Source organism: Nonomuraea cavernae, from assembly GCF_014646355.1.
Classification (GTDB): Bacteria; Actinomycetota; Actinomycetes; order Streptosporangiales; family Streptosporangiaceae; genus Nonomuraea; species Nonomuraea cavernae.
Genome location: NZ_BMNH01000018.1, coordinates 45804 through 71435 on the forward strand (window position 1 = coordinate 45804; position 25632 = coordinate 71435).

24 protein-coding genes are annotated in these 25632 nt (G+C 70.4%); 10 read left to right on the forward strand and 14 right to left on the reverse strand.

Features of this window, described 5'->3' with window-relative positions:
• Positions 1-10 precede the first annotated feature (10 nt).
• Positions 11-688 (reverse strand): MtrAB system response regulator MtrA, encoded by a 678-nt coding sequence (mtrA, locus tag IEY82_RS25455; protein WP_189126738.1) that lies wholly within the window; start codon positions 686-688, stop codon positions 11-13.
• Positions 689-958: 270 nt separating this feature from the next.
• Here mtrA and IEY82_RS25460 point away from each other — a divergent pair, with 270 nt between their 5' ends.
• From IEY82_RS25460 to IEY82_RS25480, 5 genes are read left to right on the forward strand one after another with little or no spacing between them, the layout of a single operon-like run.
• A complete protein-coding gene (locus tag IEY82_RS25460) occupies positions 959-2296 on the forward strand; it encodes a DUF7847 domain-containing protein (protein ID WP_189126739.1) in 1338 nt (445 codons plus the stop codon).
• Positions 2293-2910: a DUF4129 domain-containing protein gene (locus IEY82_RS25465; RefSeq protein WP_189126740.1), complete on the forward strand. Its 618-nt coding sequence runs from the start codon at positions 2293-2295 to the stop codon at positions 2908-2910. The genes IEY82_RS25460 and IEY82_RS25465 overlap by 4 nt, the downstream gene beginning before the upstream one ends.
• Positions 2907-4085 (forward strand): DUF4350 domain-containing protein, encoded by a 1179-nt coding sequence (locus IEY82_RS25470; protein ID WP_189126741.1) that lies wholly within the window; start codon positions 2907-2909, stop codon positions 4083-4085. The genes IEY82_RS25465 and IEY82_RS25470 overlap by 4 nt, the downstream gene beginning before the upstream one ends.
• Entirely contained in the window at positions 4075-5052 is a 978-nt protein-coding gene (locus IEY82_RS25475) for an AAA family ATPase (protein WP_189126742.1), read from the forward strand. Before IEY82_RS25470 ends, IEY82_RS25475 begins: the two co-directional genes overlap by 11 nt.
• The gene (locus tag IEY82_RS25480) at positions 5052-6425 is read left to right on the forward strand and encodes a DUF58 domain-containing protein (protein WP_189126743.1); all 1374 of its coding nucleotides are present in this window, start codon (positions 5052-5054) and stop codon (positions 6423-6425) included. The genes IEY82_RS25475 and IEY82_RS25480 overlap by 1 nt, the downstream gene beginning before the upstream one ends.
• 84 nt (positions 6426-6509) lie before the next feature.
• Here IEY82_RS25480 and IEY82_RS25485 read toward each other — a convergent pair whose 3' ends face one another.
• Positions 6510-7502, reverse strand: coding sequence for a stage II sporulation protein M (locus IEY82_RS25485; RefSeq protein WP_189126744.1), 993 nt, complete (start codon positions 7500-7502; stop codon positions 6510-6512).
• A gap of 51 nt (positions 7503-7553) precedes the next feature.
• Between IEY82_RS25485 and IEY82_RS25490 the strand changes: the two genes are divergently transcribed.
• Positions 7554-8594, forward strand: coding sequence for an RDD family protein (locus tag IEY82_RS25490; protein ID WP_189126745.1), 1041 nt, complete (start codon positions 7554-7556; stop codon positions 8592-8594).
• A 7-nt stretch (positions 8595-8601) separates the two neighbouring features.
• On the opposite strand, the gene IEY82_RS25495 is transcribed toward IEY82_RS25490, so the two are convergent.
• The 3 genes from IEY82_RS25495 to IEY82_RS25505 all read right to left on the reverse strand — a co-directional run bounded on the left by IEY82_RS25495 (position 8602) and on the right by IEY82_RS25505 (position 13098).
• Complete coding sequence (locus tag IEY82_RS25495) at positions 8602-9945, reverse strand: LVIVD repeat-containing protein (protein ID WP_225262696.1); 1344 nt, start codon at positions 9943-9945, stop codon at positions 8602-8604.
• Between the two features lie 126 nt (positions 9946-10071).
• Positions 10072-11499, reverse strand: a complete 1428-nt coding sequence (locus tag IEY82_RS25500) for an LVIVD repeat-containing protein (protein ID WP_189126747.1) — start codon at positions 11497-11499, stop codon at positions 10072-10074.
• Between the two features lie 177 nt (positions 11500-11676).
• Positions 11677-13098, reverse strand: a complete 1422-nt coding sequence (locus IEY82_RS25505; RefSeq protein WP_189126748.1) for an LVIVD repeat-containing protein — start codon at positions 13096-13098, stop codon at positions 11677-11679.
• A 162-nt stretch (positions 13099-13260) separates the two neighbouring features.
• Here IEY82_RS25505 and IEY82_RS25510 point away from each other — a divergent pair, with 162 nt between their 5' ends.
• Entirely contained in the window at positions 13261-13893 is a 633-nt protein-coding gene (locus tag IEY82_RS25510; protein ID WP_189126749.1) for a DUF305 domain-containing protein, read from the forward strand.
• 36 nt (positions 13894-13929) lie between these two features.
• Here IEY82_RS25510 and IEY82_RS25515 read toward each other — a convergent pair whose 3' ends face one another.
• Both IEY82_RS25515 and ahcY read right to left on the reverse strand, forming a co-directional pair.
• A complete protein-coding gene (locus tag IEY82_RS25515; protein WP_189126750.1) occupies positions 13930-15165 on the reverse strand; it encodes an adenosylhomocysteinase in 1236 nt (411 codons plus the stop codon).
• A gap of 169 nt (positions 15166-15334) precedes the next feature.
• Complete coding sequence (gene ahcY / locus IEY82_RS25520) at positions 15335-16762, reverse strand: adenosylhomocysteinase (RefSeq protein ID WP_189126751.1); 1428 nt, start codon at positions 16760-16762, stop codon at positions 15335-15337.
• 101 nt (positions 16763-16863) lie between these two features.
• Between ahcY and IEY82_RS25525 the strand changes: the two genes are divergently transcribed.
• Positions 16864-17223 (forward strand): MerR family transcriptional regulator, encoded by a 360-nt coding sequence (locus IEY82_RS25525; protein WP_189126752.1) that lies wholly within the window; start codon positions 16864-16866, stop codon positions 17221-17223.
• A complete protein-coding gene (locus IEY82_RS25530) occupies positions 17220-17690 on the forward strand; it encodes a GerMN domain-containing protein (RefSeq protein ID WP_189126753.1) in 471 nt (156 codons plus the stop codon). The genes IEY82_RS25525 and IEY82_RS25530 overlap by 4 nt, the downstream gene beginning before the upstream one ends.
• Before the next feature lie 40 nt (positions 17691-17730).
• Here IEY82_RS25530 and IEY82_RS25535 read toward each other — a convergent pair whose 3' ends face one another.
• From IEY82_RS25535 to IEY82_RS25555, 5 genes are read right to left on the reverse strand one after another with little or no spacing between them, the layout of a single operon-like run.
• Positions 17731-18654, reverse strand: a complete 924-nt coding sequence (locus IEY82_RS25535; protein ID WP_189126754.1) for a cation diffusion facilitator family transporter — start codon at positions 18652-18654, stop codon at positions 17731-17733.
• 43 nt (positions 18655-18697) lie between these two features.
• Positions 18698-19804, reverse strand: coding sequence for an SIS domain-containing protein (locus IEY82_RS25540; RefSeq protein WP_189126755.1), 1107 nt, complete (start codon positions 19802-19804; stop codon positions 18698-18700).
• Positions 19801-19962, reverse strand: coding sequence for a Trm112 family protein (locus IEY82_RS25545; protein ID WP_189126756.1), 162 nt, complete (start codon positions 19960-19962; stop codon positions 19801-19803). The genes IEY82_RS25540 and IEY82_RS25545 overlap by 4 nt, the downstream gene beginning before the upstream one ends.
• Entirely contained in the window at positions 19959-21308 is a 1350-nt protein-coding gene (locus IEY82_RS25550; protein WP_189126757.1) for a phosphomannomutase/phosphoglucomutase, read from the reverse strand. Before IEY82_RS25550 ends, IEY82_RS25545 begins: the two co-directional genes overlap by 4 nt.
• Positions 21309-21348: 40 nt before the next feature.
• Complete coding sequence (locus IEY82_RS25555) at positions 21349-21717, reverse strand: DUF3499 domain-containing protein (RefSeq protein WP_189126758.1); 369 nt, start codon at positions 21715-21717, stop codon at positions 21349-21351.
• Positions 21718-21852: 135 nt separating this feature from the next.
• On the opposite strand from IEY82_RS25555, the gene IEY82_RS25560 reads away from it, so the two are divergent.
• Positions 21853-22293, forward strand: coding sequence for a metallopeptidase family protein (locus IEY82_RS25560; RefSeq protein WP_189126759.1), 441 nt, complete (start codon positions 21853-21855; stop codon positions 22291-22293).
• Between the two features lie 98 nt (positions 22294-22391).
• Here the strand turns inward: IEY82_RS25560 and IEY82_RS25565 are convergent, their stop codons facing one another.
• Both IEY82_RS25565 and IEY82_RS25570 read right to left on the reverse strand, forming a co-directional pair.
• Positions 22392-22652 carry a WhiB family transcriptional regulator gene (locus tag IEY82_RS25565; protein WP_049564653.1) on the reverse strand — a complete coding sequence of 87 codons (261 nt, stop codon included), beginning with the start codon at positions 22650-22652 and terminating at the stop codon, positions 22392-22394.
• A gap of 319 nt (positions 22653-22971) precedes the next feature.
• The gene (locus IEY82_RS25570; protein WP_189126760.1) at positions 22972-25500 is read right to left on the reverse strand and encodes a hypothetical protein; all 2529 of its coding nucleotides are present in this window, start codon (positions 25498-25500) and stop codon (positions 22972-22974) included.
• Positions 25501-25632: the final 132 nt, after the last annotated feature.

The following is a 25632-nucleotide window of genomic DNA, read 5'->3' on the forward strand; positions in this document are numbered from 1 at the left end:
GGGGCGAAGGCTAGGCCGGTCCGGCCTTGTAGCCGACGCCCCGGACCGTCACCACGATCTCGGGGTGCTCCGGGTCTCTCTCGATCTTGGCCCTGAGCCGCTGCACGTGCACGTTGACCAGCCTGGTGTCGGCCGCGTGCCGGTAGCCCCAGACCTGCTCCAGCAGCACCTCGCGGGTGAACACCTGGCGCGGCTTGCGGGCCAGCGCGACGAGCAGGTCGAACTCGAGCGGCGTCAGGTTGATGGTCTCCTCGCCGCGCTTGACCGAGTGGCCGGCCACGTCGATGGTGATGTCGCCGATCTGCAGGATCTCGGGGGTGGGCTCGTCGGTGCGGCGCAGCCGCGCCCGCACCCGCGCCACCAGCTCCTTCGGCTTGAACGGCTTGACGATGTAGTCGTCGGCCCCCGACTCGAGGCCGAGCACGATGTCGATCGTGTCGCTCTTGGCGGTGAGCATGACGATCGGAACCCCCGACTCCGCCCTGATCCTGCGTGCGACGTCGATGCCGTCGGCCCCCGGCAGCATCAGGTCGAGCAGGACCAGGTCCGGGCGTGTATCCCGGAACGCGTCGAGGGCCTTGTCGCCGTCGGAGACAAAGGATGGTTCGAAGCCTTCTCCGCGCAACACGATGCCAAGCATCTCGGCGAGAGCGGCATCGTCGTCGACGACCAGCACGCGACCTTTCATGGCCCCTCATTCGTTCTACGCATTGTGGGACATACCCGCACGATCGCTGAAGGTTACCCTTGGTGGACTCATGTGTGGGACATGAGACCTACAAAAGGCGAATTTTAAGCTCCCAGCCAGGACCGCAACCACAGTCTGCGGTAACGGACCAACTTTCTGCCATCCCTCAGATGAGTCCCTTGACCCGATTCGCCGTGGAATGTGGGCAAGGTGAGTCGGCGAATGCCCTGCCTGACACCAAGGGCCCGTCTCGCATGCCAGGATTGGGATATGTCAGACGGTCACGGTTCCACGCCCGAGACGCCACCCGGCTGGGCGGCCGAGCAGCCTCCGCCCTACGGCGCTCCGCAGGCCTCGCCGTGGACCGCGCCCGGCCCCCAGCAGGACACCCCCCAAGGCGCCGCCCAGCAGGGGCCTCCACCGCACGCCCGTCCGCCCTACCCCCAGCAGCCCTATTCCCAGCAGCCACCACCGGGCTACGTGCCGCCGGGCTATGGGCCACCGGGCTACGGCCCCATGCCGCACCCGCCCGCGCTGCGCCCGGGCATCATCCCGCTGCGTCCCCTCGGCCTCGGTGACATCCTCGACGGCACCATCAAGCTGATCCGGTCCAACCCCAAGGCGGTGCTCGGCCTGTCGGCCGTCGCGGCTCTGCTGGGCGCCGTCCCGGTGGCCGTGGGGCAGATGTTCTCGTTCGACTCGCTGAGGGCGAGCCTCGACCCGTCGACCCCGGTCGCCACCTACCAGATGTACGACGGCCTGGTCGCCCAGTACGGCGGGCTGTTCGTGTCGATGGCGATCAGCTTCGTCGTGGTGACCCTGCTGACCGGGGTGCTGACCCGGATCCTCGGCCGGGCCGTCTTCGGCGGCACCATGACCGCGGGCGAGGCGTGGCAGCTCACCCGGGGCCGGGTTCCCGCGCTCTTCGGCGTGGTCGGGCTGATGGCCGTCATCATGCTCGTGCCCCTCCTTGCCCTGGGCGGGATCATCGCGGCCCTGATCGTGTCCGGTGCGGCCGAGTCGTCCGGCGGCCAGGCCGCGCTGGTGGCCATCACGCTGGTGGGGCTCGTCCTCTACCTGGGCTACGCGCTGTTCTTCAAGGCCCGGTTCGCGTTCGCGGCGCCGGCCGTGGTGCTGGAGGGCAGGGGGCCGATCGACGCGATGCGCCGCTCCTGGCACCTGGTGACCGGCGACTTCTGGCGGGTCCTCGGCATCCTGCTGCTCACCTCGGTGATGGTTTTCTTCCTGGCGGGCATCCTGGAGATCCCGTTCAGCATCATCGGCTCGCTGTTCGGCCTGCTCGGCGAGAGCTCGGGAGCCACCATCGCGGCCGCGGTCCTGATCGCCGTCGGCGGCACGCTGGGCGCCATGCTCACCTACCCGTTCGAGGCCGGCGTCGCGGGCCTGCTCTACGCCGACCGGCGGATGCGCAGCGAGGCGTTCGACCTGGTGTTGCAGACCGCGGCGATCGAGCAGCAGCGCCAGGGCTGGGTGCACGCCTCGGCCGACGAGCTCTGGCACCCGTCCAACTCCGCGAGCTCCACGGGCTCCACGGGCTCCACGGGCTCGCCGGAGTCCGCGAGTCCCACGAGCTCCTTCGGATCGTGAGCCCGATCGGCAGAGAGGAGGCCGCGCGCCAGGCCGCGGCGGAGCTCCTCAGGGCTGAATACGCCAAGGAGCCGCTGCGCGAGCGGCTTTTCCGCCGGTTCGGCGAGTTCCTCGGCGACCTGCTCGACGCCGTGGGCGGTGGCGGCACCACCGGCGGCGTCATCGCCGCCGTGATCATCACGCTGATCATCGTGAGCGTGATCGTGCTGGTCTCGTGGCAGCTCCGCAGGACCTCCCGCCGCAACTCGGCGGGGCAGGCGGCCCTCTTCGACGAGCGGCGGCTCACCGCCGCCGAGCACCGCCTGGCGGCCGAGGCCCACGCCGCCGAGGGGCGCCACACCGAGGCGATCCAGGAGCGCCTGCGCGCCATCGCCCGCGACCTCGAGGAACGCGCGCTGGTCGACGGGATGCCCGGGCGCACCGCCGACGAGCTGGCCGCCGAGGCGGGCCAGGCACTGCCCGAGTTCGCCCAAGAGCTCGCCGCCGCCGCGCGATCGTTCGACGACGTCACCTACGGTGGCGAGCCCGGCACCAGGGCCGCCTACGACACCATGACCGGGCTCGACGAACGGCTCCGCCTGGCCAGGCCGGTGCCACTGGGAGGCACGGCGTGAGCGTCGACCTGCGCCCCGGCGAGACCCAGGGGTCCCACTCCACTTCCCCCACCGTGTGCTCCGTCTGGCGGACCGGCCGGGCGGCGGTGGCGCTCGGCCTGGTCATCCTGGCGGTCGGCGTCCTCATCACCCTGTTCAGCCCCGAACAGGGTGAGTCGCGCCCGCTCGATCCCGCCGACACCTCCCTGGCCGGTTCCAAGGCGCTGGCCCAGCTGCTGCGCGACCGGGGCGTCACCGTCGACCGGGTCGACTCCGTCGAGGCGGCCGTCGCCAAGGCCACCGAGCCCGGCCGGCTGCTGCTGGTCACCGCCACCTGGTTCACGGACGATCCCGCGCTGGCCCGCGTCCCGGGCGACCGGGTGATCGTCGGCAGCACCCGCCTGCCCTCCCAACTGGCTCCTGGTGTGCGCGACCTGCCCGGCGGCTCCCGCGAACGCTCGCGCGAGCCCGAATGCCCGCTGCCCGCCGCGACCGCCGCCGGCAGCGTGTTCATCGGCGGCTCGGTGCTCACCGGCCCACCCGGCTCGACCGGCTGCTACCCCGCCGGCAAGGGCTGGAGCCTGGTCAGCTACCCCCACGCGGGCGGCACCATCACGGTCGTCGGCAGCGGCGAGTTCATGAGCAACCTGCGGCTGTCCGAGGACGGCAACGCCGCGCTCGCCCTCAACCTGCTCGGCACCGCCAAGGCCGTCACCTGGCTGGTCGAGCCCGACCAGCCGGCCGTGGGCGACCTGGCGGGGCCCGAGGGCAAGAGCGTCCACGACCTGATGCCGCCGGGCATCCCGTGGGCGGTGGGCATGGCGGCCATCACCGTGCTGCTCCTCGCCCTGTGGCGGGGCAGGCGGCTGGGCCCGGTCGTGATGGAGCGGCTGCCGGTCGTGGTCCGGGCCGCCGAGACGGTCGAGGGGCGCGGCCGGCTCTACCGGGCCAGGCGGGCCAGGGCCAGCGCGGCCGACTCGCTGCGGGCGGGCACGATCGACCGCGTCACGCCGCGGCTCGGCCTGGGCTCCGGCGCCGAGCGGCACGAGGTCGTGGCCGCGCTCGCCGTACGGACCGGGCAGGACCCGCAGCAGGTCGGCGCCGCACTGTACGGCCCCGCTCCGGTCGACGACGCCGGGCTCGTCGCCCTGGCCGGATACTTGGACGCGATCGAAAGGACGGTCAGTGAACATTGACACCACCCACCTGACGGGCCAGAGCGAGTCGGCCAGGGCCGCGCTGGCGGCGCTCCGCACCGAGGTGTCCAAGGCCGTGGTCGGCCAGGACGCGGTGGTGACCGGGCTGGTCATCGCGCTGTTGTGCAGGGGGCACGTGCTGCTCGAAGGCGTGCCCGGCGTGGCCAAGACGCTGATGGTCCGCACCCTGTCGGCGGCGCTCGCGCTGGACTTCAAGCGGGTGCAGTTCACGCCCGACCTGATGCCCGGCGACGTCACGGGCTCGCTGATCTACGACGCCAAGACGGCCCGGTTCGAGTTCCGCGAGGGGCCGGTGTTCACCAACCTGCTGCTCGCCGACGAGATCAACCGCACCCCGCCGAAGACACAGGCCGCGCTGCTGGAGGCGATGGAGGAGCGGCAGGTCAGCGTCGAGGGCGACGCCCGCATGCTGCCCGACCCGTTCGTGGTGTGCGCGACGCAGAACCCCGTCGAGTACGAAGGCACCTACCAGCTGCCCGAGGCCCAGCTCGACCGGTTCCTGCTCAAGCTGACCGTGCCGCTGCCGCCGCGCGAGCAGGAGATCGCCGTCCTCGACCGGCACGCGCGCGGCTTCGACCCGCGCGACCTGTCCGAGATCAAGCCCGTCGCCACCGCGATGGACCTGGCCGCGGGACGCGCGGCGGTGGCGCAGGTGCACGTGGCGGCCGAGGTGCTCGGCTACATCGTGGACGTGGCACGGGCCACCCGCAGCTCTCCGTCTTTGCAGCTGGGTGTCTCGCCCCGTGGCGCGACCGCGCTGCTGGCCGCCTCCCGGGCGTGGGCGTGGCTGTCGGGCCGGTCCTACGTCACACCCGACGACGTCAAGGCGCTGGCACGGCCCGCGCTGCGGCACCGGGTGCAGCTGCGGCCCGAGGCGGAGCTTGAGGGCGCCACCGCCGACGGCCTGCTCGACGGCATCCTGGCCTCGGTCCCGGTTCCGCGCTGATGGCTCTGACGGGACGCGCCGCGCTGGTCGCCGCGCTCGGCATCGTGGTGGTGCTGCTCGCGCCCCAACCGGGCGCCGCGCTGGCCGGGGTCTGCCTGCTGCTGGCCGCCGCGATCCTCGTGGACCTGGTGTTCGCGGGCGCGGTCCGGCCGTTGCGCTTCCACCGCTCGGGCGACCGGCTGATCCGGCTCGGCCAGCGCGCCGAGGTCGAGCTGGTCGTGGAGAACCCCGGCGGCAGGCGGGTGCGCGGCGCGCTCAGGGACGCCTGGCCGCCCTCGGCCGGGGCATCGCCGCGTGTGCTGCCGCTCGACGTGCCCGCGGGCGAGCGGCGCAGGCTGGTGCTCACGCTCGATCCCACCCGGCGCGGCGACCGCGCCTCCGTGGCCGTCACCGTGCGCTCGCTCGGGCCGCTCGGCCTGGCCGCCCGCCAGGGCAGCCACCGGGCGCCCTGGTCGGTGCGGGTGCTGCCGCCGTTCCTGTCGCGCAAGCACCTGCCCTCCCGGCTGGCCCGGCTGCGCGAGCTCGACGGCCGGCACCCCGCTCTCGTACGCGGCCAGGGCACCGAGTTCGACTCGCTGCGCGAGTACGTCGTGGGCGACGACGTACGGTCGATCGACTGGCGGGCCACGGCGAGACGCCATGACGTGGTCGTCCGCACCTGGCGGCCCGAGCGGGACCGGCGGGTGCTCATCGTGCTCGACACCGGCCGCACCTCGGCGGGCCGGGTGGGCGACGCGCCGGTCCCGCTGGCCGGGGCCCAGGCCAACGGCGGCGGCCTGCTGGTCAGGCCGGACCCGCGCCCGGTGCCGGGCTGGCCGCGGCTCGACTGGTCGATGGACGCCGCGCTGCTGCTCGCCGCGCTCGCCGCCCGAGCCGGCGACCAGGTCGACTTCCTGGCCCATGACCGGGCCGTGCGGGCCTGGGTGAGCGGCGCGTCGCGCACCGAGCTGCTGAGCTCGCTGGTCACCGCGATGGCGCCGATCGAGGCGGAGCTGGTCGAGGCCGATTCGCAGGCGATGGTCGCCGCGATCCTGTCACGGGCCAAGCGGCGCTGCCTGGTCGTGCTGCTCACCGACCTCAACTCGGCGTCGCTGGACGAGGGCCTGATGCCGGTGCTGCCCCAGCTCTCCTCGCGGCACCTGCTGCTGGTCGCGGCCGTCTCCGACCCGCGCGTGGCCGCCATGGCCGCCCAGCGGGCCTCGGCGGAGCAGGTCTACGACGCGGCCGCCGCCGAGCGTGCCCGGCTGGATCGCCGGCGCGTCACCGCGCGGTTGCGCCGCCACGGCGTCGAGGTGGTCGACGCGCCGCCGGACGACATCGCTCCCGCGCTGGCCGACGCCTACCTGGCGCTGAAGGCCGCCGGCCGCCTCTGACCGGGGCCGCCGGCGTGACGCGGTGGGGCCACAGGTCGGGGGCACGGACGTCAGGCGGTGGGGGCCAGGTCAGGGGCGCGGACGTCAGGCGGTGGGGGCCAGGTCGGGGGCGCGTTCCAGGTCGCCGGTCTCGTTCTGGCGCAGCGCCCGACGCCCGAACACCACCACGTACGCCAAAAACGCCACCTCGGCGAGCACCCCGATGCCGATGCGCGCCCAGGTGGGCAGGCCCGACGGCGTGACGAACGCCTCGATCAGCCCCGACACGAACAACACCACGACGAGCCCGAGCGCCACGCTGATCACCGCCCGGCCCTGCTCGGCCAGCGCGTCGACCCGCCTGCGCGGCCCGGGGTCGATGACGGTCCAGCCCAGCCGCATGCCGACGGCCGCCGCAAGGAAGACGGCGGTGAGCTCCAGCAGCCCGTGCGGCATGATCAGCCCGAAGAAGATGTCGAGCTTGTCGCGCGAGGCCATCAGCCCGCCGGACACGCCGACGCTCCAGGTGTTGGCCCAGAGCACGTAGGGGATCGGCAGCCCCATGAAGATCGCGTAGAGGATGACCTGCGCCGACACCAGGGCGTTGTTCACCCACACTTGGCTGGCGAAGGAGGCGGCGGGGTGCTCCGAGTAGTAGTCGGCGAAGTCATGCTCGACCAACTGGGTGATCTCCTCGGGCGAGGCCACGGCCGCCTGCACGGCGGGGTCGCCCGCCACCCAGGCACCTACCACCCAGCCCACCGCCACGCACGCCACCCCGGTGGCCAGCCACCACCATCTGGCCCGGTAGGCCACTACCGGAAACGACACCGTGAAGAACCTGACCAGCTCCCGCCAGGCCGGAGTGCGTGCCCCGGTCACCGCTGACCTGGCCTGGGCGACCAGCGCGGACAGCCGGCCGACCAGCATCGCGTCGGTCGAACCCGAGCGGACGATGGACAAGTGGGTGGACACCCGCTGGTAGAGGTCGACCAGCTCATCGACCTCTGCCCCGGTCAGCGACGAGCGCCGCTTGACGAGGTGATCCAGCCTGTCCCATTCGGGGCGGTGTGCGGCGACGAACGCATCGATGTCCACCCGACCATTGTGACCGCTCGATCAGCAGGTCATTGCCGTTAGGCTCCACGTATGTCAGAGGTTGTGACCGGAGACGCGGTCGTCGTCGAGGTGCGGGTGGCGCAGATGCCGTCCCGGGCCGTCGCGCTCGCCATCGACCTGGCCGTCCAGTTGACCGTGCTGATCGGCGCCTCCGAGGTGCTGGAGGCCTTTTCCGTGATCAGCGACCCGGCGATGTACGCGGCGGTGGCGATCGTGGCGAGCCTGCTCGTGACGGTCGGTTACCCGGTGCTCTTCGAGTCGCTCAGCGGCGGGCGCAGCCTGGGCAAGCTCGCGCTGGGGCTGCGGGTGGTCAGCGACGACGGCGGTCCCGAGCGGTTCAGGCAGGCGTTGTTCCGGGGGCTGGCCGGGCTGCTGGAGTTCTGGATGTTCTTCGGGGCGCCCGCGCTGATCTCGTCACTCGTCTCGCAGCGGGGTAAGCGGCTGGGTGACATCTTCGCGGGCACGATCGTGATCTCCGACCGGGGGCCGCGTGAGGCGGGTCAGGTCATCTGGATGCCGCCGCAGCTGGCCGCCTGGGCCGCGACGCTGGAGCTGTCGCAGCTGCCCGAGGGGCTGGCGACAGCCGCCCGGCAGTACATCATCCGCTGGCACCAGCTGTCGCCGCAGATCCGGCACGAGATGGGCGTGCGCATCGCGACGCAGGTCGCCGCGTTCGTCTCGCCCGCCGCGCCGTCCGGGGTGCCGCCGCACGCCTACCTGAGCGCCGTCCTGGCCGAGCGTCGCAGGCGCGACCAGGTACGTCTCGCGCGGCGGACGGGCGACGGCCCGGCGACTGCCCCGTCCGGCCCCTCGGCGGGCCGGCCACAACCTGGCCCCTTGGCGGGCGGGCCACAACCTGGCCCCTTGGCGGGCGGGCCACAACCTGGATTTTCGGCGGGCGACCCCTTGGCGGGCGGGCCACAGCCTGGCCCTTCGGCGGGCGGCCCCTTCGTGGGCGGGCCTCCGGCCGTCCTCAACCCGCAGGCGGGGCAGGGAGTGCCGGGTTACGACGGGCGGCCCGCCCCGGAGCCGCCCCGGACGACTCCGGGCGGGTTCGCGCCGCCCCAGTGACGGCCGCTCAGTAGGCGTACTGCGTCTGGGCGTTGAGCGCCTTCATCCGCACCTTGGCCGCGGAGCCGAGACGCTTGTCCGAGATGCGCAACACGTCCAGGCCCTTCTGGATGTCGCTGCTGTAGATGTGACCGTTGTAGTAGTACGCCGACCACGAGCCGCCGAGATCGATCGGCTTGAGCGGGGGCGGGTCGAAGTAGCCGATCTCCACCGGCTTGGCCGAGTCGGTGAAGTCCCAGACCGACACGCCGCCCTGGTACCACGCCTGGACCATGATGTCCTTGCCCTTGACCGGGATCAGCGAGCCGTTGTGGGCCACGCAGTTCTCCGCGCTGGTCTGCACCCGGGAGATCTTGAAGTAGGACCTGTGGACCAGCTCGCCGCCCTCGATGTCGTAGACGGCGTCCGCGCCGCGCTCGGGGTTGAATCCCTTGGTGCAGGTCGCGGCGATGCCGCCGCCGAGCTCGTCGGTGAAGACGACCTTGTCACCGGTGTTGTTGAACGTGGCCGAGTGCCAGAACGCGAAGTTCTCGTCGGTGACCCTGGTGGTGACCTTGGGGCGTTCGCGGTCGGAGATGTCCATCAGGATGCCGTCGCCCATGCAGGCGCCCGCGGCCAGGTCCTTCTTGGGGAACACCGTGATGTCGTGGCAGCCGCTGGTCGGCACCAGCAGGTTGGACTGGGTCTCGTTGCCGCCGTCGGGGAAGAGCACCGGCCTGGAGACGACCTTCGCCGCCGTGGGCTTCTTCAGCGGCACCTTGATGATCGAGATCCGGTCGTGCGGCGGCTTGCAGCCGGGGTACCTTGCGCCCGGATCGTACGAGGACACGTACAGGTAGACCGACTTACCCTTCTTGTCCGGCACGAGGGTGTGCGTGTGCGAGCCGCAGGCGGTCTTGATCGACTTGATGTACTTCGGGCGGGACTTGTTGGAGATGTCGAAGATCCGGATGCCCTCCCACGCCGTCTTGGACGTCTCGGAGCCGTGGCCGGTCCTGCAGGAGTCGTCGCGCATCGGCTCGTCCACCGACAGGAAGAGCAGGTCACCCGTGACCGAGATGTCGTTCTGCGCCCCCGGGCAGGTGACGCGGCTCACGACCTTCGGCTTGGCCGGGTTCCTGATGTCGTAGACGGTGAAGCCGTGGAAGTTGCCCTGGTAGGCGTAGTTTCCCTGGAACGCCAGGTCGCTGCCGTACGCCTCGGGCCCGTCGAACGGCGCCTGCTGGGGCACGCTGGCCACGCGTTTGACGTTGGGGCTCGTCTTGACGCCGTCCGAGGCGTGGACCGGCGACGCCGCGAGGGCCAGCACCGCTCCGATCACCGCCAGAGCGCGGCCGAATCTGAACGCCACCGAGGACCTCCTGCAAGGGGTTGGAAGAATCAGGGGCACCCACTATGACAGGAAAAGTCACTGTAAAAACGGGCCCCTCGTACGGCGAAGCCGGGCAGGCTCCGCCGTACGAGGGGTCAGGATCGATCAGTCGCGGTGGCCGCGGCCTCCCTCGTGGTAGGACTCCTGGGTCTGCACGTTCAGCAGGTCACTGCGGACCCGGTTCGCGCCGTTGGTCAGCGGATCGTTGATCTTGATGACGTCGAGCCCCTCGTGGAAGTCGGCCGCGTAGATGTGGCCGTTGTAGTAGTAGGCCGACCACACGCCGCCGCCGCTGTTGTCGGCCCGGGGACCGCGCTCGAAGTAGCCGATCTCCCTGGGCCGCGCCGAGTCGGTGAAGTCCCAGATCGAGACGCCGCCCATGTACCAGGCCTGGACCATGATGTCCTTGCCCTTGACCGGGATCAGCGAGCCGTTGTGCGCCACGCAGTTCTCGCTGTCGGCCTGGTGCCGCGCGATCTTGAAGTAGCTCTTGAAGACCAGCTGACCGCGGACGACGTCGTAGATCGCGTTCGCGCCGCGGTTCGGCCCGATCGCCTCGTTACAGGTGGCCGCCCCGCCGCCGCCGAGCTCGTCGGTGAAGACGACCTTGCGGGCGTCGTTGCTGAACGTCGCCGAGTGCCAGAACGCGAAGTTCGCGTCGGTCACCCTGGCCGTGATCCTCGGGTTCAGCCGGTCACGGATGTCGAACAGGACACCGTCCCCCATGCACGCGCCGGCCGCGATGTCCTTCTCCGCGTAGACGGTGATGTCGTGGCAGCCGCTGGTGGCGGACTTGCCGTCCGGGTAGGGACCCGGGACGCCGGGGAAACCGCCGTCGGGGAAGACGACCGGGGCGGCGGCGAGCGCGGCGGCCGTCGGGTTCCTCAGCGGCACCTTGATGATCGAGATCAGGTCGTGCGGCGGCTGACAGTCGGGGAAGGCCTCGTTCGGGGCGTAGGAGGAGACGTAGACGTAGACGTTCTTGTTACGGTCCTGTCCCCTGCCCGGCACCAGCGTCAGGGTGTGCGAGCCGCAGTTGGTCTCGACGGACTTGATGTACCTGGGCGCCGCCTTGTCGCTGACGTCGAAGATCCGGACGCCTTCCCAGGCCTCCTTGCGGTCCGCCGGCAGTCCGGTGCTGTTGCAGGAGTCGTCACTGCGCGAGCTGTCGACGGCGGCGAAGAGCAGGTTCCCATAGACGGACACGTCCATCTGGCCGCCGGGGCAGACGACCGAGCTGACCGGCTTGGCCTTCTTCGGGTTCCTGATGTCGTAGATCGAGAAGCCGTTGTAGTTGCCGACGTAGGCGTAGTCACCCTGGAAGGCCAGGTCGGTGTTGATGCCGGCGGCGATCGGGGCCGGCTTGGGGACGTTCAGCACGTGGGTCACGTTCGGGCTGGTGACCACGGTGTCGGCCGGCGGGATGTCGGCGGCGAGGGCGGGAGTCGCGGGCAGGGCTAACGCGATGGCCGCCCCGAGCACGACGAGAGCACGGCTCGGTTTGAACACTGATGGGCCTCCTTGATCACGCATGTCCCAGATAAAGAAGACATAAGTGATCAAGTGTCAACCGAATGCCGCCTATCTAGCCAGATGTCATGTTGTCAAGAAATATCCAGAACTGACGTCTTGCTGGGGAGGTGTCAGAAACGTAAGATCCGACGTCATGCCGATGCGGCGGAGACCTGAACCCCCGCCGCACCGAGCTCATCAGTGACCGTTGCCGCCGGGACCGCCCGGGCTGCCCTTGCCGTGCTCGGCGTAGGAAGCCTGGGTCTGCGCGTTCAACGAGTCCATCTTGACGCTGTTGGCCTGGTTGGTACGCGGGTCGTTGATCTTCAACACATCGAGGCCCAGGTTGAAGTCCGAGCCGTAGATGTAGCCGTTGTAGTAGTACGCGGACCAGAAGCCACCGCTCAGCGCGGGCGCGGTGTTGTCCGGGCCCCGCTCGAAGTAGGCGATCTCCTGCGGGTTGGCCGAGTCGGTGAAGTCCACCACCGAGATGCCGCCCTGGTACCACGCCTGGACCATGATGTCCTTGTTCTTGACCGGGATCAGCGAGCCGTTGTGGGCCACGCAGTTCTCGGTGTCGGCCTGGTGCCGCGCGATCTTGAAGTAGCTCTTGAACGCGAGCTGACCGCCGGCGATGTCGTAGTAGGCGTTGGCGCCCTTGTCAGGGCCGATCGCCGCGTTGCAGGTCGCCCGGCTGCCGCCACCGAGTTCGTCGGTGAAGATGACCTTCGTGCCCTTGTTGTTGAACGTGGCCGAGTGCCAGAAGGCGAAGTTGACCTCGTCGCGCACGGTGGCCGTGACCTTCGGCTGCTCGGGGTCGGAGATGTCGAGCAGGATGCCCTCACCCATGCAGGCGCCGGCCGCGATGCCCTTCTCCGGGAAGGCGGTGATGTCGTGGCAGCCGCTGGTGGCGGACTTGCCGTTCGGGTAGGAGCCCGGGATGCCGGGGAAGCCACCGTCGGGGAACAGGACCGGCGTCGAGATGACCTCGGCCGCCGTCGGGTTCTGCAGCGGGACCTTGATGATCGAGATCAGGTCGTGCGGCGGCTGGCAGTCGGGGAAGCTCGCGCTGGGCGAGTAGGACGAGACGTAGACGTAGACGTTCTGGCCCTGCTTGTCCGGCACGAGCGTGTGGGTGTGCGACCCACAGTTCGTCTCGACGGACTTGATGTAGGTGGGGTTGCGCTTGTCGGAGATATCGAAGATGCGCATGCCCTCCCACGAGTTCTTGTTCGCGGCCGACTGCCCGGTGCTGTTGCACGAGTCGTCGTTGCGGGAGGAGTCGACGGATCCGAACAGCAGGTTGCCGTAGACGGAGATGTCCATCTGGCCGCCGGGGCAGACCACCGAGCTCACCAGCGACGTCTTCTTGGGGTTCTTGATGTCGTAGATGGAGAAGCCCGCGTAGTTGCCGACATAGGCGTAGTCGCCCTGGAAGGCCATGTCGGTGTGGATGTCGTTCAGCGCTTCAGGCTTGGGGACGTTCGTCACGTGCTGGATGTTGGAGCTCATGACGATCTCGCCGGGCGCCGGGATGTCCATCGCCTGAGCCGGCAACGCGCCGCCCACGAGAGCGACAGCGGCCCCCACCAGGACGAGGGTCCTGCGGAGAGTTAACACTAAGAACCTCCTATAACGGCATAAATCAAGCAAATGGTCACGGTTCGGAGGTACGCGATGCCAGAGTGCAACCTGTTAAATCTTGTACAACTTTGCAGTCTTTCGCCAGTGGGCGTTTTCGCCTAGAGTGCCCACTCTCGACCGAGTTCACAGGGAGGCCGGGTGCGCGCCGCGCTCATCGTCATCACGGGCACGGTCGTTGCCCTCACGAGCTGCTCCAGCACGCCCCCGCCCGCCCCGCGCGCCGACTCGACCGTTCCGGTGATCGCCCCCGGAAAGCCCGGCGAGGAGGCGCGGACCCTCTCCCCCTCCGAGGCGGCCACCGCCGTCCCCTCGGCCACCGCGAACGCCGCCGACATCACCTACGTCCAGGACATGGTCGTCCACCACCGTCAGGCCCTCGACATGGCGATCCTGGCTCCCAACCGGGCCGAGTCCACCAAGCTCAAGGGCCTGGCCTCGCGCATCAAGGACGCCCAGGGGCCGGAGATCCAGTACATGACCAACTGGCTGCAGGACCTCGGCCAGAAGGTGCCCGGCCATCACGCGGCCCACGACGGGATGCCCGGCATGGTCACCCCCGAGCAGATGGAGGCCCTCAAGGCGGCGAAGGGCAAGGCGTTCGACGCGCTGTTCCTGCAGCTCATGATCGCCCACCATGAGGGAGCCATCAAGATGTCGACGGAGGTGCTGACCCACGGCTCGCACATCCGGATCGAGGAGCTGGCCAGCGACGTCAGCGTCACCCAGACGGCCGAGATCCGCCGCATGCGGGAGATGCAGGCCGCGGCCTGAGCCGGACGCGGGTGGACGCAGGCCGCTCCGGCTCGCTCAGGAGCCGACGCGCCAGGAGTGCAGGTAGTCCTCCTGGTCGCCGGTGAGCGTGTCGATGCCGATGCCCGCAGCGGCCAGCTTGAGCCGGGCCACCTCGTGGTCGATCTCCTCCGGCACGTCGTAGACGCCCGGCGCCAGGCGGGCCCGCTCCCCGGCCAGCCAGGCGACGGCGAGCGCCTGGGCCGAGAACGACATGTCCATGACCGCCGCCGGATGCCCCTCGGCGGCCGTCAGGTTCACCAGGCGACCCTCGGCCAGCAGGAGCAGCCTCCGGCCGTCGGCCAGGACGTACTCGTCGGTGTTGGGCCGCACGCCGCGGTGCACCTCCACGGCCAGCTCGTCCAGCGCCCGCACGTCGATCTCCACGTCGAAGTGCCCGGCGTTGGCCAGCATCGCGCCGTCCCTCATCGCGGCCAGATGCTCGCCCCGGACCACGTCACGATTGCCCGTCACCGTGATGAACAGGTCACCCAGCGCCGCCGCCTCCGCCATCGGCCGCACCTCGTAGCCCTGCAGGGTGGCGTCGAGCGCCTTGACCGCGTCGATCTCGGTGACCACCACCCGCGCGCCGAGCCCCTTGGCCCGCTCGGCCACACCCCGGCCGCAGAACCCGAACCCGGCCACCACCACGGTCCGGCCCGCCAGCATCGTGTTGGTGGCCCGCATGATCCCGTCGAGCGTCGACTGCCCCGTGCCGTAGCGGTTGTCGAACATCCGCTTGGTCCGCGTGTCGTTGACCGCGACGACGGGAAAGCGCAGCGCCCCCTCGGCGGCCATCTGCCGCAGCCGGATGATGCCGGTCGTGGTCTCCTCGCACCCGCCGGACACGCCCTCCAGCAGGTCGGTCCGCTCGGTGTGCAGGATGTTGACCAGGTCGCACCCGTCGTCGAGCACCAGATCGGGCCCGAGGTCGAGCGCCTGGTGGATGTGCCGGTAGTAGGTGGCCCGATCGACGCCCGCCCGCGCGTGCACCGCGACGCCGTAACCACGCAGCGCCTCGGCCACGTCATCCCGGGTGGACAACGGATTGGACGCGGCCAGCGCGATCTCGGCGCCCCCGGCCCTGAGCGCGCCCATCAGCACCGCGGTCTCCGCCGTCACGTGCAGGCACGCGGAGATCCGCAGCCCGTCGAGCGGCCGATCGGCGGCGAACCGCTCGCCGATGGCCGTCAACACCGGCATCGACCGGGCGGCCCAGCTGATCTGCCGCTCGCCGCTCTCCGAACGCTCCAACGCCCTTCCCCCCACGATCGCCGGAGGCCACGGCCCACCGGAGATCCGTTATGGTGCTCAGCCCCGCTCACTGGAACCCGACGATCCGCGGGGCCCGGCCACGCACGGCGGGCGGCGCCGGCCGTGCGTGGCCGTACAAAGTGGTCGTGCGGCGAAAGCCCCGACGAACTCAGTACCGGTAGTGGTCGGACTTGTACGGGCCCTCGATGTGCACGCCGATGTACTCGGCCTGCTCCTTGGTGAGCTCGGTGAGCTTGACGCCGAGCGCGTCGAGGTGCAGCCGGGCGACCTTCTCGTCGAGGTGCTTGGGCAGCGTGTAGACGCCGATCGGGTACTCGTCGGTCTTGGTGAACAGCTCGATCTGCGCGATCACCTGGTTGGTGAACGAGTTGGACATCACGAAGCTCGGGTGGCCGGTGGCGCAGCCGAGGTTCATCAGGCGGCCCTCGGCGAGCACGAGGATCGAGTGGCCGTCGGCGAAGACCCACTCGTCGACCTGCGGCTTGATGTTGCGCTTCTCGATGCCGGGCAGCTTGGCCAGGCCGGCCATGTCGATCTCGTTGTCGAAGTGGCCGATGTTGGAGACGATCGCCTGGTGCTTCATCCGCGCCATGTGGTCGGCGGTGATGATGTTGAAGTTGCCGGTCGAGGTGACGAAGATGTCGGCGATGCCGACGACCTCCTCCAGCGTGGTGACCTGGAAGCCGTCCATCGCCGCCTGGAGCGCGCAGATCGGGTCGATCTCGGTCACGATGACGCGGGCGCCCTGGCCGCGGAGCGCGTCGGCGCAGCCCTTGCCGACGTCGCCGTAGCCGCAGACCACGGCCACCTTGCCGCCGATCAGCACGTCGGTGGCGCGGTTGAGGCCGTCGATGACGGAGTGGCGGCAGCCGTACTTGTTGTCGAACTTGGACTTGGTGACCGAGTCGTTGACGTTGATCGCCGGGAACAGCAGCTGCCCGTTCTTGTGCATCTCGTAGAGGCGGTGCACACCGGTGGTGGTCTCCTCGGTGACGCCCTTGATGGCCTCGGCGATCGTGGTCCACCGCTTGTCGTCGCCGACCGTGCGGTTGAGCAGGTCGATGATGACGTGCCACTCCTCCGGGTCGTCGGCGGTGGCGGCGGGCACGGCCCCGGCCTTCTCGTACTCGGCGCCCTTGTGAACGAGCAGCGTGGCGTCGCCGCCGTCGTCGAGGATCATGTTGGGGGCGTCGCCGCCGGGCCAGGTGAGCGCCTGCTCGGTGCACCACCAGTATTCCTCGAGGGTCTCGCCCTTCCAGGCGAAGACCGGCACACCGCGCGGGTCGTCGACGGTGCCGTCGGGGCCGACCACGACCGCGGCGGCGGCGTGGTCCTGGGTGGAGAAGATGTTGCAGCTGACCCAGCGCACCTCGGCGCCGAGGGCGACCAGCGTCTCGATGAGGACGGCGGTCTGGATCGTCATGTGCAGGGAGCCCATGATCTTCGCGCCGCGAAGGGGCTGTGCGGCCGCGTACTCCTTGCGAATCGCCATGAGGCCGGGCATCTCGTGCTCGGCGAGCCGGATCTCCTTGCGGCCGAAGTCGGCAAGTGACAGGTCGGCGACCTTGAAGTCCATCTGTTACCCCTCGCGTGACGATGTGTGTCGCGCACGAGTTTAGGCGTCACCCGAACACCCTCGCACCTCGCAAGGCCGGAATCTGACGCAATAATGTAAGGATGCGCATCACCGAAGCCGCCCGGCGGCTGGGCATGTCCCCTCGAATGCTCCGATACCGCGAGGCCCTGGGCCTGCTGCCACCCGTACGCGAGCAGGGAGCGCACCGAAGGTTCGGCCCCGAGGAGCTGTCGGCGGTCGCGCAGGGCGTCGAGCTGGAGAAGCGGTTCGACGTCTCCCCCGCCGAGCTGGCCTTCGCGGTGCGCGTGCTGAGCGATCCCGCCGTGGCCGCCGCCGTGCGCGACCTCGGCGTACGGATCGGCCGCATCCAGGTCCCCCGCCGGGCCCTCGACTTCGAGAAGGAGAAAGCCCTGCGCCTGCTCCGAACCTCGACTCCCGGCCAGACGTCAAAGAGGGCATGAAGGAGCTGCTGATCGCCACCGTGCTCGCCGTCTCGCCGCTCCAGGCGACCGACGTCAAGGTCTACTTCTCCCAGGGACACGACATTCCCGGCAAGGTGGTCGCGGTGACCAGGAAGGCGCCCGATCGGGGCGTCGCCAGGTTCGCCGTCGAGCAGCTGATCGCCGGGCCGACCAAGGCCGAGCGGCGCAGGGGGCTCCACTCGGAGCTGACCGGTCAGCTGCGCGGCCGCTCCAACTGCGGCGGGGCCGACTTCACCATCAAGATCAAGAAGAGCCGGGCCACGCTGCGCTTCTGCCGCACCGTCCTGGGCAACGGGATCGGCTCCGACGCCCGGGTGCTGCACATGCTCGACACCACGCTGAAGCAGTTCGGGACCGTACGCAAGGTCGTCACGCTCGACAAGGACGGCCGGTGCCTGTTCGACCAGACCGACGCCGGCACGTCCTGCCTGACCGGGCGCGAGTGACTCCCCGGTCACGGCGGGGAGTCACTCGGTGCCGCGTCGGTCAGACCGTGGCCCGTGAGCGGTCGAGGTCGGGCTCCAGATAGATGACCCGGGCGATCGGCACGGCCTCGCGGATGCGGCGCTCGGCCTCGTCGATGCCCCGGGCGACCTCGGCCGCGGTGTCGTCGTGCGACACCGCGATCTTGGCGGCCACCAGCAGCTCCTCCGGCCCCAGGTGCAGCGTGCGCATGTGGATCACCCGGTCGACCTCGTCGGCGGCTTCGAGCGCGGCGCGGATGTCGGCCTCCATCTGCGGAGTGGCGCCCTCACCGACCAGCAGCGACTTGGTCTCGATGGCCAGCACGACCGCGATCACCGCGAGCAGCACGCCGATCATCAGGGTGCCGACGCCGTCCCAGACGCCGTCGCCGGTGACGACGGCCATCGTCACGCCGAACAGCGCGAAGACGAGACCCAGCAGGGCGCCCAGATCCTCCAGCAAAATGACCGGCAGCTCCGGCGACTTGGACCGGCGGATGAAGGAGGTCCACGACTGCGTGCCGCGCACCGCGTTTGACTCCTTGATCGCGGTGCGGAACGAGAACGCCTCGGCGATGATCGCGAAGATCAGCACCGAGAACGCCCAGATCGGCGCCTCCACCTGGTGCGGGTCGGCGATCTTGTGCACGCCCTCGTAGAGCGAGAAGGCCGCGCCGATCGTGAACAGCACGACGGCCACCACGAAGGCGTAGAAGTAGCGCTCACGACCGTAGCCGAACGGGTGCTCCCTGGTGCGCGCCCGCTGGGCCCGCTTGCCGCCGATCAGCAGCAGCAACTGGTTGCCCGAGTCGGCGACCGAGTGAATGCCCTCGGCCAGCATCGACGACGACCCGGTGAAGAACGCCGCCACGAACTTGGCCACCGCGATGGACATGTTCGCGATCAGGGCAGCAACGATCGCTTTGGTACCGCCGCTCGCACTCACCGACGCACTCCACTCATAAGCATTAATGGCATGAAAAGGGATCCTATTGCGAAATCCTGGCCTTCAGTTCTGTGATCGCCGCCACTGGTGTCGGGTCGATTCCATAGCCGAGCGCCAGGTAGGTGCTCGCGTAGTCGCCGAGCCCGATCAGCGTCGCCACCCGCTGCAGGGGATGGGCGCCCTCACCCGCGAGCTCGGTGACCGGCACGTCACGGTCACGCGCGAGCCGGAGGGACACCTCGCGCTGCCGGGTCACCTGCGGGTGCTCGTCGGCGTCGCGCAGCATCACGAGCCGCAGCGTGCGGGACGGGGTGTCGGCGAAGAGGTCGCGCTGGGCGAGCGGCCCGTCGAAGGCCACCAGCTGGTTGTGGCCGGCCTCGGGCAGCTCGCCGAAGACGGCCGGATACTTGGCGTTCTCGCCGAGCTGGCAGGCCAGCCGGTAGCCGGCGGCGGCGGCGAGCGGCGAGGTGCCCCAGATCATCGGCAGGCTCTCGGCCAGCTCCATGGCCAGCGTCTTGCCGGGATTGACGAACGACTCGCTGGACGGGCGGCACTGGTGGGCGATGTTCTCCAGCGCCGTGGCCACGTCCTCGAACAACGCGGCGTCGGCTTGGACCAGGCCGAGCGAGGCGGCGGCCACGATCAGCGGCACGGTCAGCAGCCAGAGATTGGCCCTCGGCTGACCGCTCGTGGGGACGGGGACGAAAAGGGCCGAGGACTGCGTGGCCACCGCCTCCAGGGGCGACCCCGCGCCGCCCACGGCGAGCAGCGAGCAACCCCGCCGGACGGCCTCGGCCGCCACGGACAGCGTCTCCTCGGTGCGCCCCGAGGAGGAGACCGCGACGACCAGGTCGGTCGCGCCGACCCAGCCGGGCAGTTGGTAGGAGCGCAGGGTCACGAACGGCGTCGGGGCGCCCCGGCCGCAGACCGCCGCCATGAGGTCGCCGGCGATCGCCGATCCGCCCATGCCGGCGACCACGATCGCGCGCGGCCGGCCCTGCGCCGCCAATCGGTCGATGCCCGCTTCGATCGCGGTCCGGTAGCCGGTGCGCACCTGGGCCGCCGAGGCGGCCACCGCGAGCAGCATGCCACCGGGATCGCCGTCGGTCAGGTGCTGTTGGTCGTCGAGCCGCTCGGGCTCCCAGATCACGGCTTCCTGGCCTCGTCGACGAGCAGGACGGGAATGTCATCCCTGACCGGATAGATCAGGCCGCAGCCCGTGCAGGCCAGCTCCTCGGCCTCCGCGCGCAGCGGCGACTTGCACGCCGGACAGGCCAGGATCTCCAGCAGCCAGTCGTCGATCTTCACACTGACACCTTTCTGACGATGGCGAGGACTTCGTCCCTGATCGCCGTCATCGTGGTCTGGTCGGCCGCCTCGGCATTCAGCCGGAGCAGCGGCTCGGTGTTGGACGCGCGCAGGTTGAACCACCAGCCGGACCCGGTCACGGTCAGGCCGTCGAGCTCGTCGAACCGGCCCCGGGACTCGAAGGCCTCACGCACCTGGCGCAGCGCCTTGTCCTGGTCGTCGACGGTGCTGTTGATCTCACCCGAGGCGTGGTAGCGGGAGTAGGCCGCCACCACCTGCGACAGCGGACCGTCCTGCTCGCCGAGCGCGGCCAGCACGTGCATCGCGGCCAGCATGCCCGAGTCGGCGAACCAGAAGTCGCGGAAGTAGTAGTGGGCGGAGTGCTCCCCGCCGAAGACCGCGCCCGTGCGGGCCATCTCGGCCTTGATGAACGAGTGGCCGACCCGGGTGCGCACCGGCTCGCCGCCGTGCTCGCGGACGATCTCGGGGACCCCGAGCGAGGTGATCAGGTTGTGGATGATCGTCGAACCCGGGTGCTTGGCCAGCTCGCGGGCCGCCACCAGCGCGGTGACGGTGGACGGCGAGACCGACGCGCCGCGCTCGTCGATCACCCAGCAGCGGTCGGCGTCGCCGTCGAAGGCGAGGCCCAGGTCGGCGCCCGTCTCGACGACGGCCCGCTGCAGGTCGACCAGGTTGGCGGGCTCGATCGGGTTGGCCTCGTGGTTGGGGAAGGAGCCGTCGAGCTCGAAGTAGAGCGGGACGAGCTCGATCGGCAGCCCGTCGAAGACGGCGGGCACGGTGTGACCGGCCATGCCGTTGCCCGCGTCGACGACCACCTTGAGCGGCCGGACGGCGGACAGGTCGACCAGGCTGCGCAGGTGGTCGGCGTAGCCCTGGAGCAGGTCTCTCTCGACGAGGTCACCGACGGGCGGCGCGGTGACGCCGACCAGCTCGGCGGCCCGGTCGCGGATCTCGGTGAGGCCCGAGTCGCCGCCGATCGGCACCGCGCCCGCGCGGCACATCTTCATGCCGTTGTAGCGGGCGGGATTGTGGCTGGCGGTGAACATCACACCCGGCAGGCCGAGGCTGCCGCTGGCGTAGTAGAGCAGGTCGGTCGAGCCGAGCCCGGCGTGCACGATGTCGGCTCCACGCGAGCGGGCGCCCCGGATGAACGCGGCGGCCAGCGGCCCCGAGGACTCCCGCATGTCGTGCGCGACCACGGCCGCGCCGGCCCCGGTCACCTCCACGAAGGCCGCTCCCACGGCCTCGGCGGCCGCCTCGTCGAATTCGTCGGGCACCACACCGCGAACGTCGTAGGCCTTGAAGATCTTGGCGAGGTCGCCCACTCTCCAGCTCCGCCCCTAGGTCGACTACGTCAGGACGAGCCTACCGGTCACGATGTTGCTGGGCGGACCGGAGAACCCGCAGGTGGCCCCGGCGACCGACCTCGACCCCCTGTCCGACCGGCTCCGCGCCACCGGTGGGGGTCGGCCTGGCGGCCTCTCTGACGGCGTTGGCCAGCGCCTCCAGATCGTCGGAACTCGGGGAGCCGCCGTCGGTGGGGAGACGGACCACCTCCCAGCCGCGGGGAGCGGTCAGCCGCTCGGCGTGTTCGGCGCACAGGTCGTAGCAGTGTGGCTCGGCGTACGTCGCCAGAGGGCCTAGGACTGCGGTCGAGTCGGCGTATACGTACGTGAGCGTGAAGACGGCAGGCTGGCTGCAAGCGGTGCGGGAACAGCGGCGGACGGGGCTCACGGAGGGACCGTATCTGGTAAGAGTGCGAGGCGCCACTATCTGAGCGCTCTTAACGAGCGTGTCGCCACAATTCGGACACCTGTCGCAGCCTTTCCACCCACATGCACCGATGCGGTCTCCGCTTAGACTTGGCAGGTGACTGAGAAGCGCGGGCCGAGGCGTCGTGACCGGCACGGCCGTGGCCTGCGGGGCCCGCTGGCGCCCTCTCACGTCCCGCTCGCCCGGTCGCGCAGCGAGCGGTTCGACGACCTGGTGCTCGACGCCGTCGACCGGCTCCGGCCGCAGTGGGGCAGGCAGTTGTCGGTGGTGGAGTTCGCGGTGGAGGAGGTGCCGCCGCTGAGCGAGCTGGGCGACGGCCCGCGCATCGGCGCCGAGCCCATCCCGTTCGGCCGCGCCCTCGCCGCCACGGGCGCCGAGCCCGCCTCGGTCGTGATCTACCGCCGACCGCTCGAAGCCCGCGCCCGCGACCGCGACACGTTGGGGGCGCTGGTCCACGACACGGTGGTCGAGCAGGTGGCCGCGCTGCTGGGCCTGTCACCCGAGACGGTCGACCCCGGCTACGACGACCGGCGCTAGGGGCGGCACTCGCGGCCTCCTGGCTGATGATCGGGCAAGGCGCCGTACCTGCGGAAAGGGGTCACGCGGCAGCCCGCGTGACCCCTTCGCAGATATCCCTAAACGGCCTGGCGCTTGATCCTTCTGCGCTCCCGCTCGGACAACCCACCCCAGATGCCGAACCGCTCGTCGTGCTCGAGTGCGTATTCAAGACACTCGGCACGAACCTCGCACGATCGGCAGACCTTCTTGGCCTCTCGGGTGGAGCCGCCCTTCTCCGGGAAGAACGCTTCCGGATCAGTCTGCGCGCACAGTGCGCGCTCCTGCCATCCGAGTTCTTCAGCGTCAAGCTGATCTTGTGCGATGACCAGATCGGTCACTGCACACCTCCCTGCCGCCCGCCCGCAATGGAGCCCCCCATGGACGCCTTCCTTATTACCCACCCACAGGAAGGCGTAACAACATGGTTGTAATTACACGCGCGTGTCGTGCGCGGCGTCAAGCGGCATGCCGGTATCCGGGGAAAGGCCAGCCCTCGCCCCGGTGTGCTCGGCATGTGATGTTCGCACCCGGCCTCCGCCCCGAATCCGGCGCATCGGCCTGGCGTGTTCATTCGCTGTCAGCGGTCGGAACCGTACCAGGGCGGTATAGACGCCCGCCCGTGGCCCACCTTCTCTCTAGCCGTGCTTTGCGGGTCCGTTACCTGCGGGGCTCGTTGGGGGTGTATATGGCTGTGGGGTCGATCGGGTCGTCACCGTGCCTGGGCCGCTCGCCCAGCGCGTCGCCGCCGAGTTGCTGGTCCAGCCTGACCGTGGAGTCCGGCGCCGGCTCCCAGCCGCCCGACTGGTGCTGCGGCCGGTAGGCCTGCGGCTCGTACTGGCCCTGCTGAGGCTGCTGCGGGTGGCCGAACGGATCGTCGTGCGGCCTGGGCGGCTGACCCGAGTAGTCGGGTACGCGCAGGTCTCCCTGCGCGCCCGACAGGGAGTGCTGGTAGGTCTCGGCCTGCTGGTAGGCGTCCAGGAGCTGCTGGGAGCGCGGATCCACCGGCGGGTCGGGCTCCTGGTACGCGGGTGTCGCGTACTCGTGTCCCGAGTAGCCGGTGAAGGGCTGGCCGCCCTGCGCGGCGGCCGGCGGGTACGGCACGCTCGGCGCCGTCTCGGCGGCCGGGTAGACCGGGTCGGCGGGGGCGTTGAAGGCGTTGGGCTGCTGCCCGGCCGGCGCCCCGAACCCGCCGCTGTCCTGGGACGGCGCGTAGGAGTGCGCCGCCGGGCTGTAGGCGTTGGGCTGGCTGTCCGCGGGGACGTAGGGGGCCGGCTGGTAGCCGCTGTTGGGGAGCGTCTCCGACGGGGTGTACACCTGGGTCTGGTTGGTCGGCCCGTAGCCCTGGTCGGGCTGCCCGTAGGGCGTCCCCTGCGGGCTGTGCTCCGAGGATGGGGCCTGACCATAGGACGTTCCCTGCGGGCTGTGCCCCGAGGATGGGTCGGTCTGGCCGTAGGACGTTCCCTGTGGGCTGTGTCCCGGGGATGGGTCGGGCTGCCCGTAGCCGCGCTGGTCGGGCCGGCCCGCCGACGAGCCGTGCTGGCCGAGCGGGGCCGCGGACTGGCCATGGCCCTGCTGGTCCGCCCGGCCGGGCGAGGAGTTCGACTGGCCGCCCGAAGGGTCGGTCTGGCCGTAACCGCGCTGGTCCGGCTGGCCGAACGCGTCCGGCCGGCCCGCCGGAAGATCGGTCTGCCCGTAACCGGGCTGACCCGACGGCAGATGATGCTGACCCGGCGACGTGTCGATGGAGCCCTGAGCCGCATCCGGCTGACCGTAGCCCTGGGGGTCGGGCTGGCCATAGGAGGGACCTTGCTGACCGTACCCCTGCGAGGGGTCGGCCTGGCCGTAACCGTGACCCTGCGCAGGGTCGGCCTGACCGTAGCCCTGTGAAGGGTCGGGCTGGCCGTAACCGCGCTGATCCGGCTGGCCGAACGCGTCCGGCCGGCCCGCCGCAGGATCGGTCTGCCCGTAACCGGGCTGACCCGACGGCAGATGATGCTGACCCGGCGACGTGTCGATGGAGCCCTGAGCCGCATCCGGCTGACCATGGCCCTGCGGCTCGAGCTGGCCATAGGAGGAACCTTGCTGACCGTACCCCTGCGAGGGGTCGGCCTGGCCGTAACCGTGAGCCTGCGCAGGGTCGGCCTGACCGTAGCCCTGTGAGGGGTCGGGCTGGCCGTAACCGCGCTGGTCCGGCTGTCCGAACGCGTCCGGCCGGCCCGCCGCAGGATCGGTCTGCCCATAACCGGGCTGACCCGACGGCAGATGATGCTGACCCGGCGACGTGTCGATGGAGCCCTGAGCCGCATCCGGCTGACCGTAGCCCTGGGGGTCGGGCCCGAACGAGGGGTCCTGCTGAGGGTGGTGCTGGTCGGCCGGGGCGGCGGGCAGCGCGGCCCTGGGCTGGGGCGCGGGCTGCTGGTAGGGCTCCTGCTGCCCGTGTCCGGCCTGGACGTGGGACTGCTGGTCACGCGCGGGGCCGTCGGGGTGGCCGCCGAAACTCGGCGGCTGCGGGCTGTAACCAGGCTGCTGGCCGTACGAGGCGGGACCCTGACCGGGAGGCTGGTCGTAACCCGGCTGGTCGTAACCCGGCTGGTCATATCCGGGCTGGTCATATCCGGGCTGGCCGTAACCGGGCTGGCCATAGGACGGCGGGCCCTGGCCGGGCGGCTGCTGGCCGTAGCCGGGCTGCTGGCCGTACGCGGGGGCGGCGTGCGGCGGCTGGCCGTGGCTCTGCGGGTAGGCGGGCCGTTCGGGCAGGACCTGCGGCAGCAGGTAGACCAGGGCGACGGCGGTCAGCGCGAGCAGGGGCACCCCGGTGAGCAGGAACTCCACCAGCGACCGGGCACCGTCGCCGGAGAAGAGGCCGAGGAGCAACGACAGGGCGCCGAACACCGTGGCGAGGCCGAGCGCCCCGGCCGCGATGGAGGTGATGGGCCTGGCCTTGGACGAGGGCGGCCCGACCTTGGTGACCAGCAGCACCGATCCCAGGAGGAGCGCGGTCGTGACCGGGCTGGTGAAGCCGCCGAAACCGATGGCGGCGCGGTCGGCGAATGACAGGCCGACGCCGGCCATGCCCGATGGGCCGATCAGCACTCTGCCGATCGCCACCAGCACGTTCAGTCCGCCGGCCGCGAGCATCAGCCAGGCGGCCGGCTCTCTCAGCCGGGCGACGTCAAGTTTGCTCACAACTACCCCCATCGACCCTTTAGCCCGAAGGGAGTTTGCCACATCGCTGACTGTCACGACGGAGGTACCTGGAACCTCTTCAACCCCAAAAGCCGCACTTCGACCACTATGACGGGTTTTTTGGCGGTAAAG

Coding starts and splice junctions, on each gene's coding strand:
- IEY82_RS25490 (WP_189126745.1), top strand. CDS start 7,554: ATGTCAGAGGTTGTGACCGGAGACGCGGTCGTCGTCGAGGTGCGGGTG.
- ahcY (WP_189126751.1), bottom strand. CDS start 16,762: ATGGACTTCAAGGTCGCCGACCTGTCACTTGCCGACTTCGGCCGCAAG.
- IEY82_RS25500 (WP_189126747.1), bottom strand. CDS start 11,499: ATGCGTGATCAAGGAGGCCCATCAGTGTTCAAACCGAGCCGTGCTCTC.
- IEY82_RS25525 (WP_189126752.1), top strand. CDS start 16,864: ATGCGCATCACCGAAGCCGCCCGGCGGCTGGGCATGTCCCCTCGAATG.
- IEY82_RS25480 (WP_189126743.1), top strand. CDS start 5,052: ATGGCTCTGACGGGACGCGCCGCGCTGGTCGCCGCGCTCGGCATCGTG.
- IEY82_RS25530 (WP_189126753.1), top strand. CDS start 17,220: ATGAAGGAGCTGCTGATCGCCACCGTGCTCGCCGTCTCGCCGCTCCAG.
- mtrA (WP_189126738.1), bottom strand. CDS start 688: ATGAAAGGTCGCGTGCTGGTCGTCGACGACGATGCCGCTCTCGCCGAG.
- IEY82_RS25460 (WP_189126739.1), top strand. CDS start 959: ATGTCAGACGGTCACGGTTCCACGCCCGAGACGCCACCCGGCTGGGCG.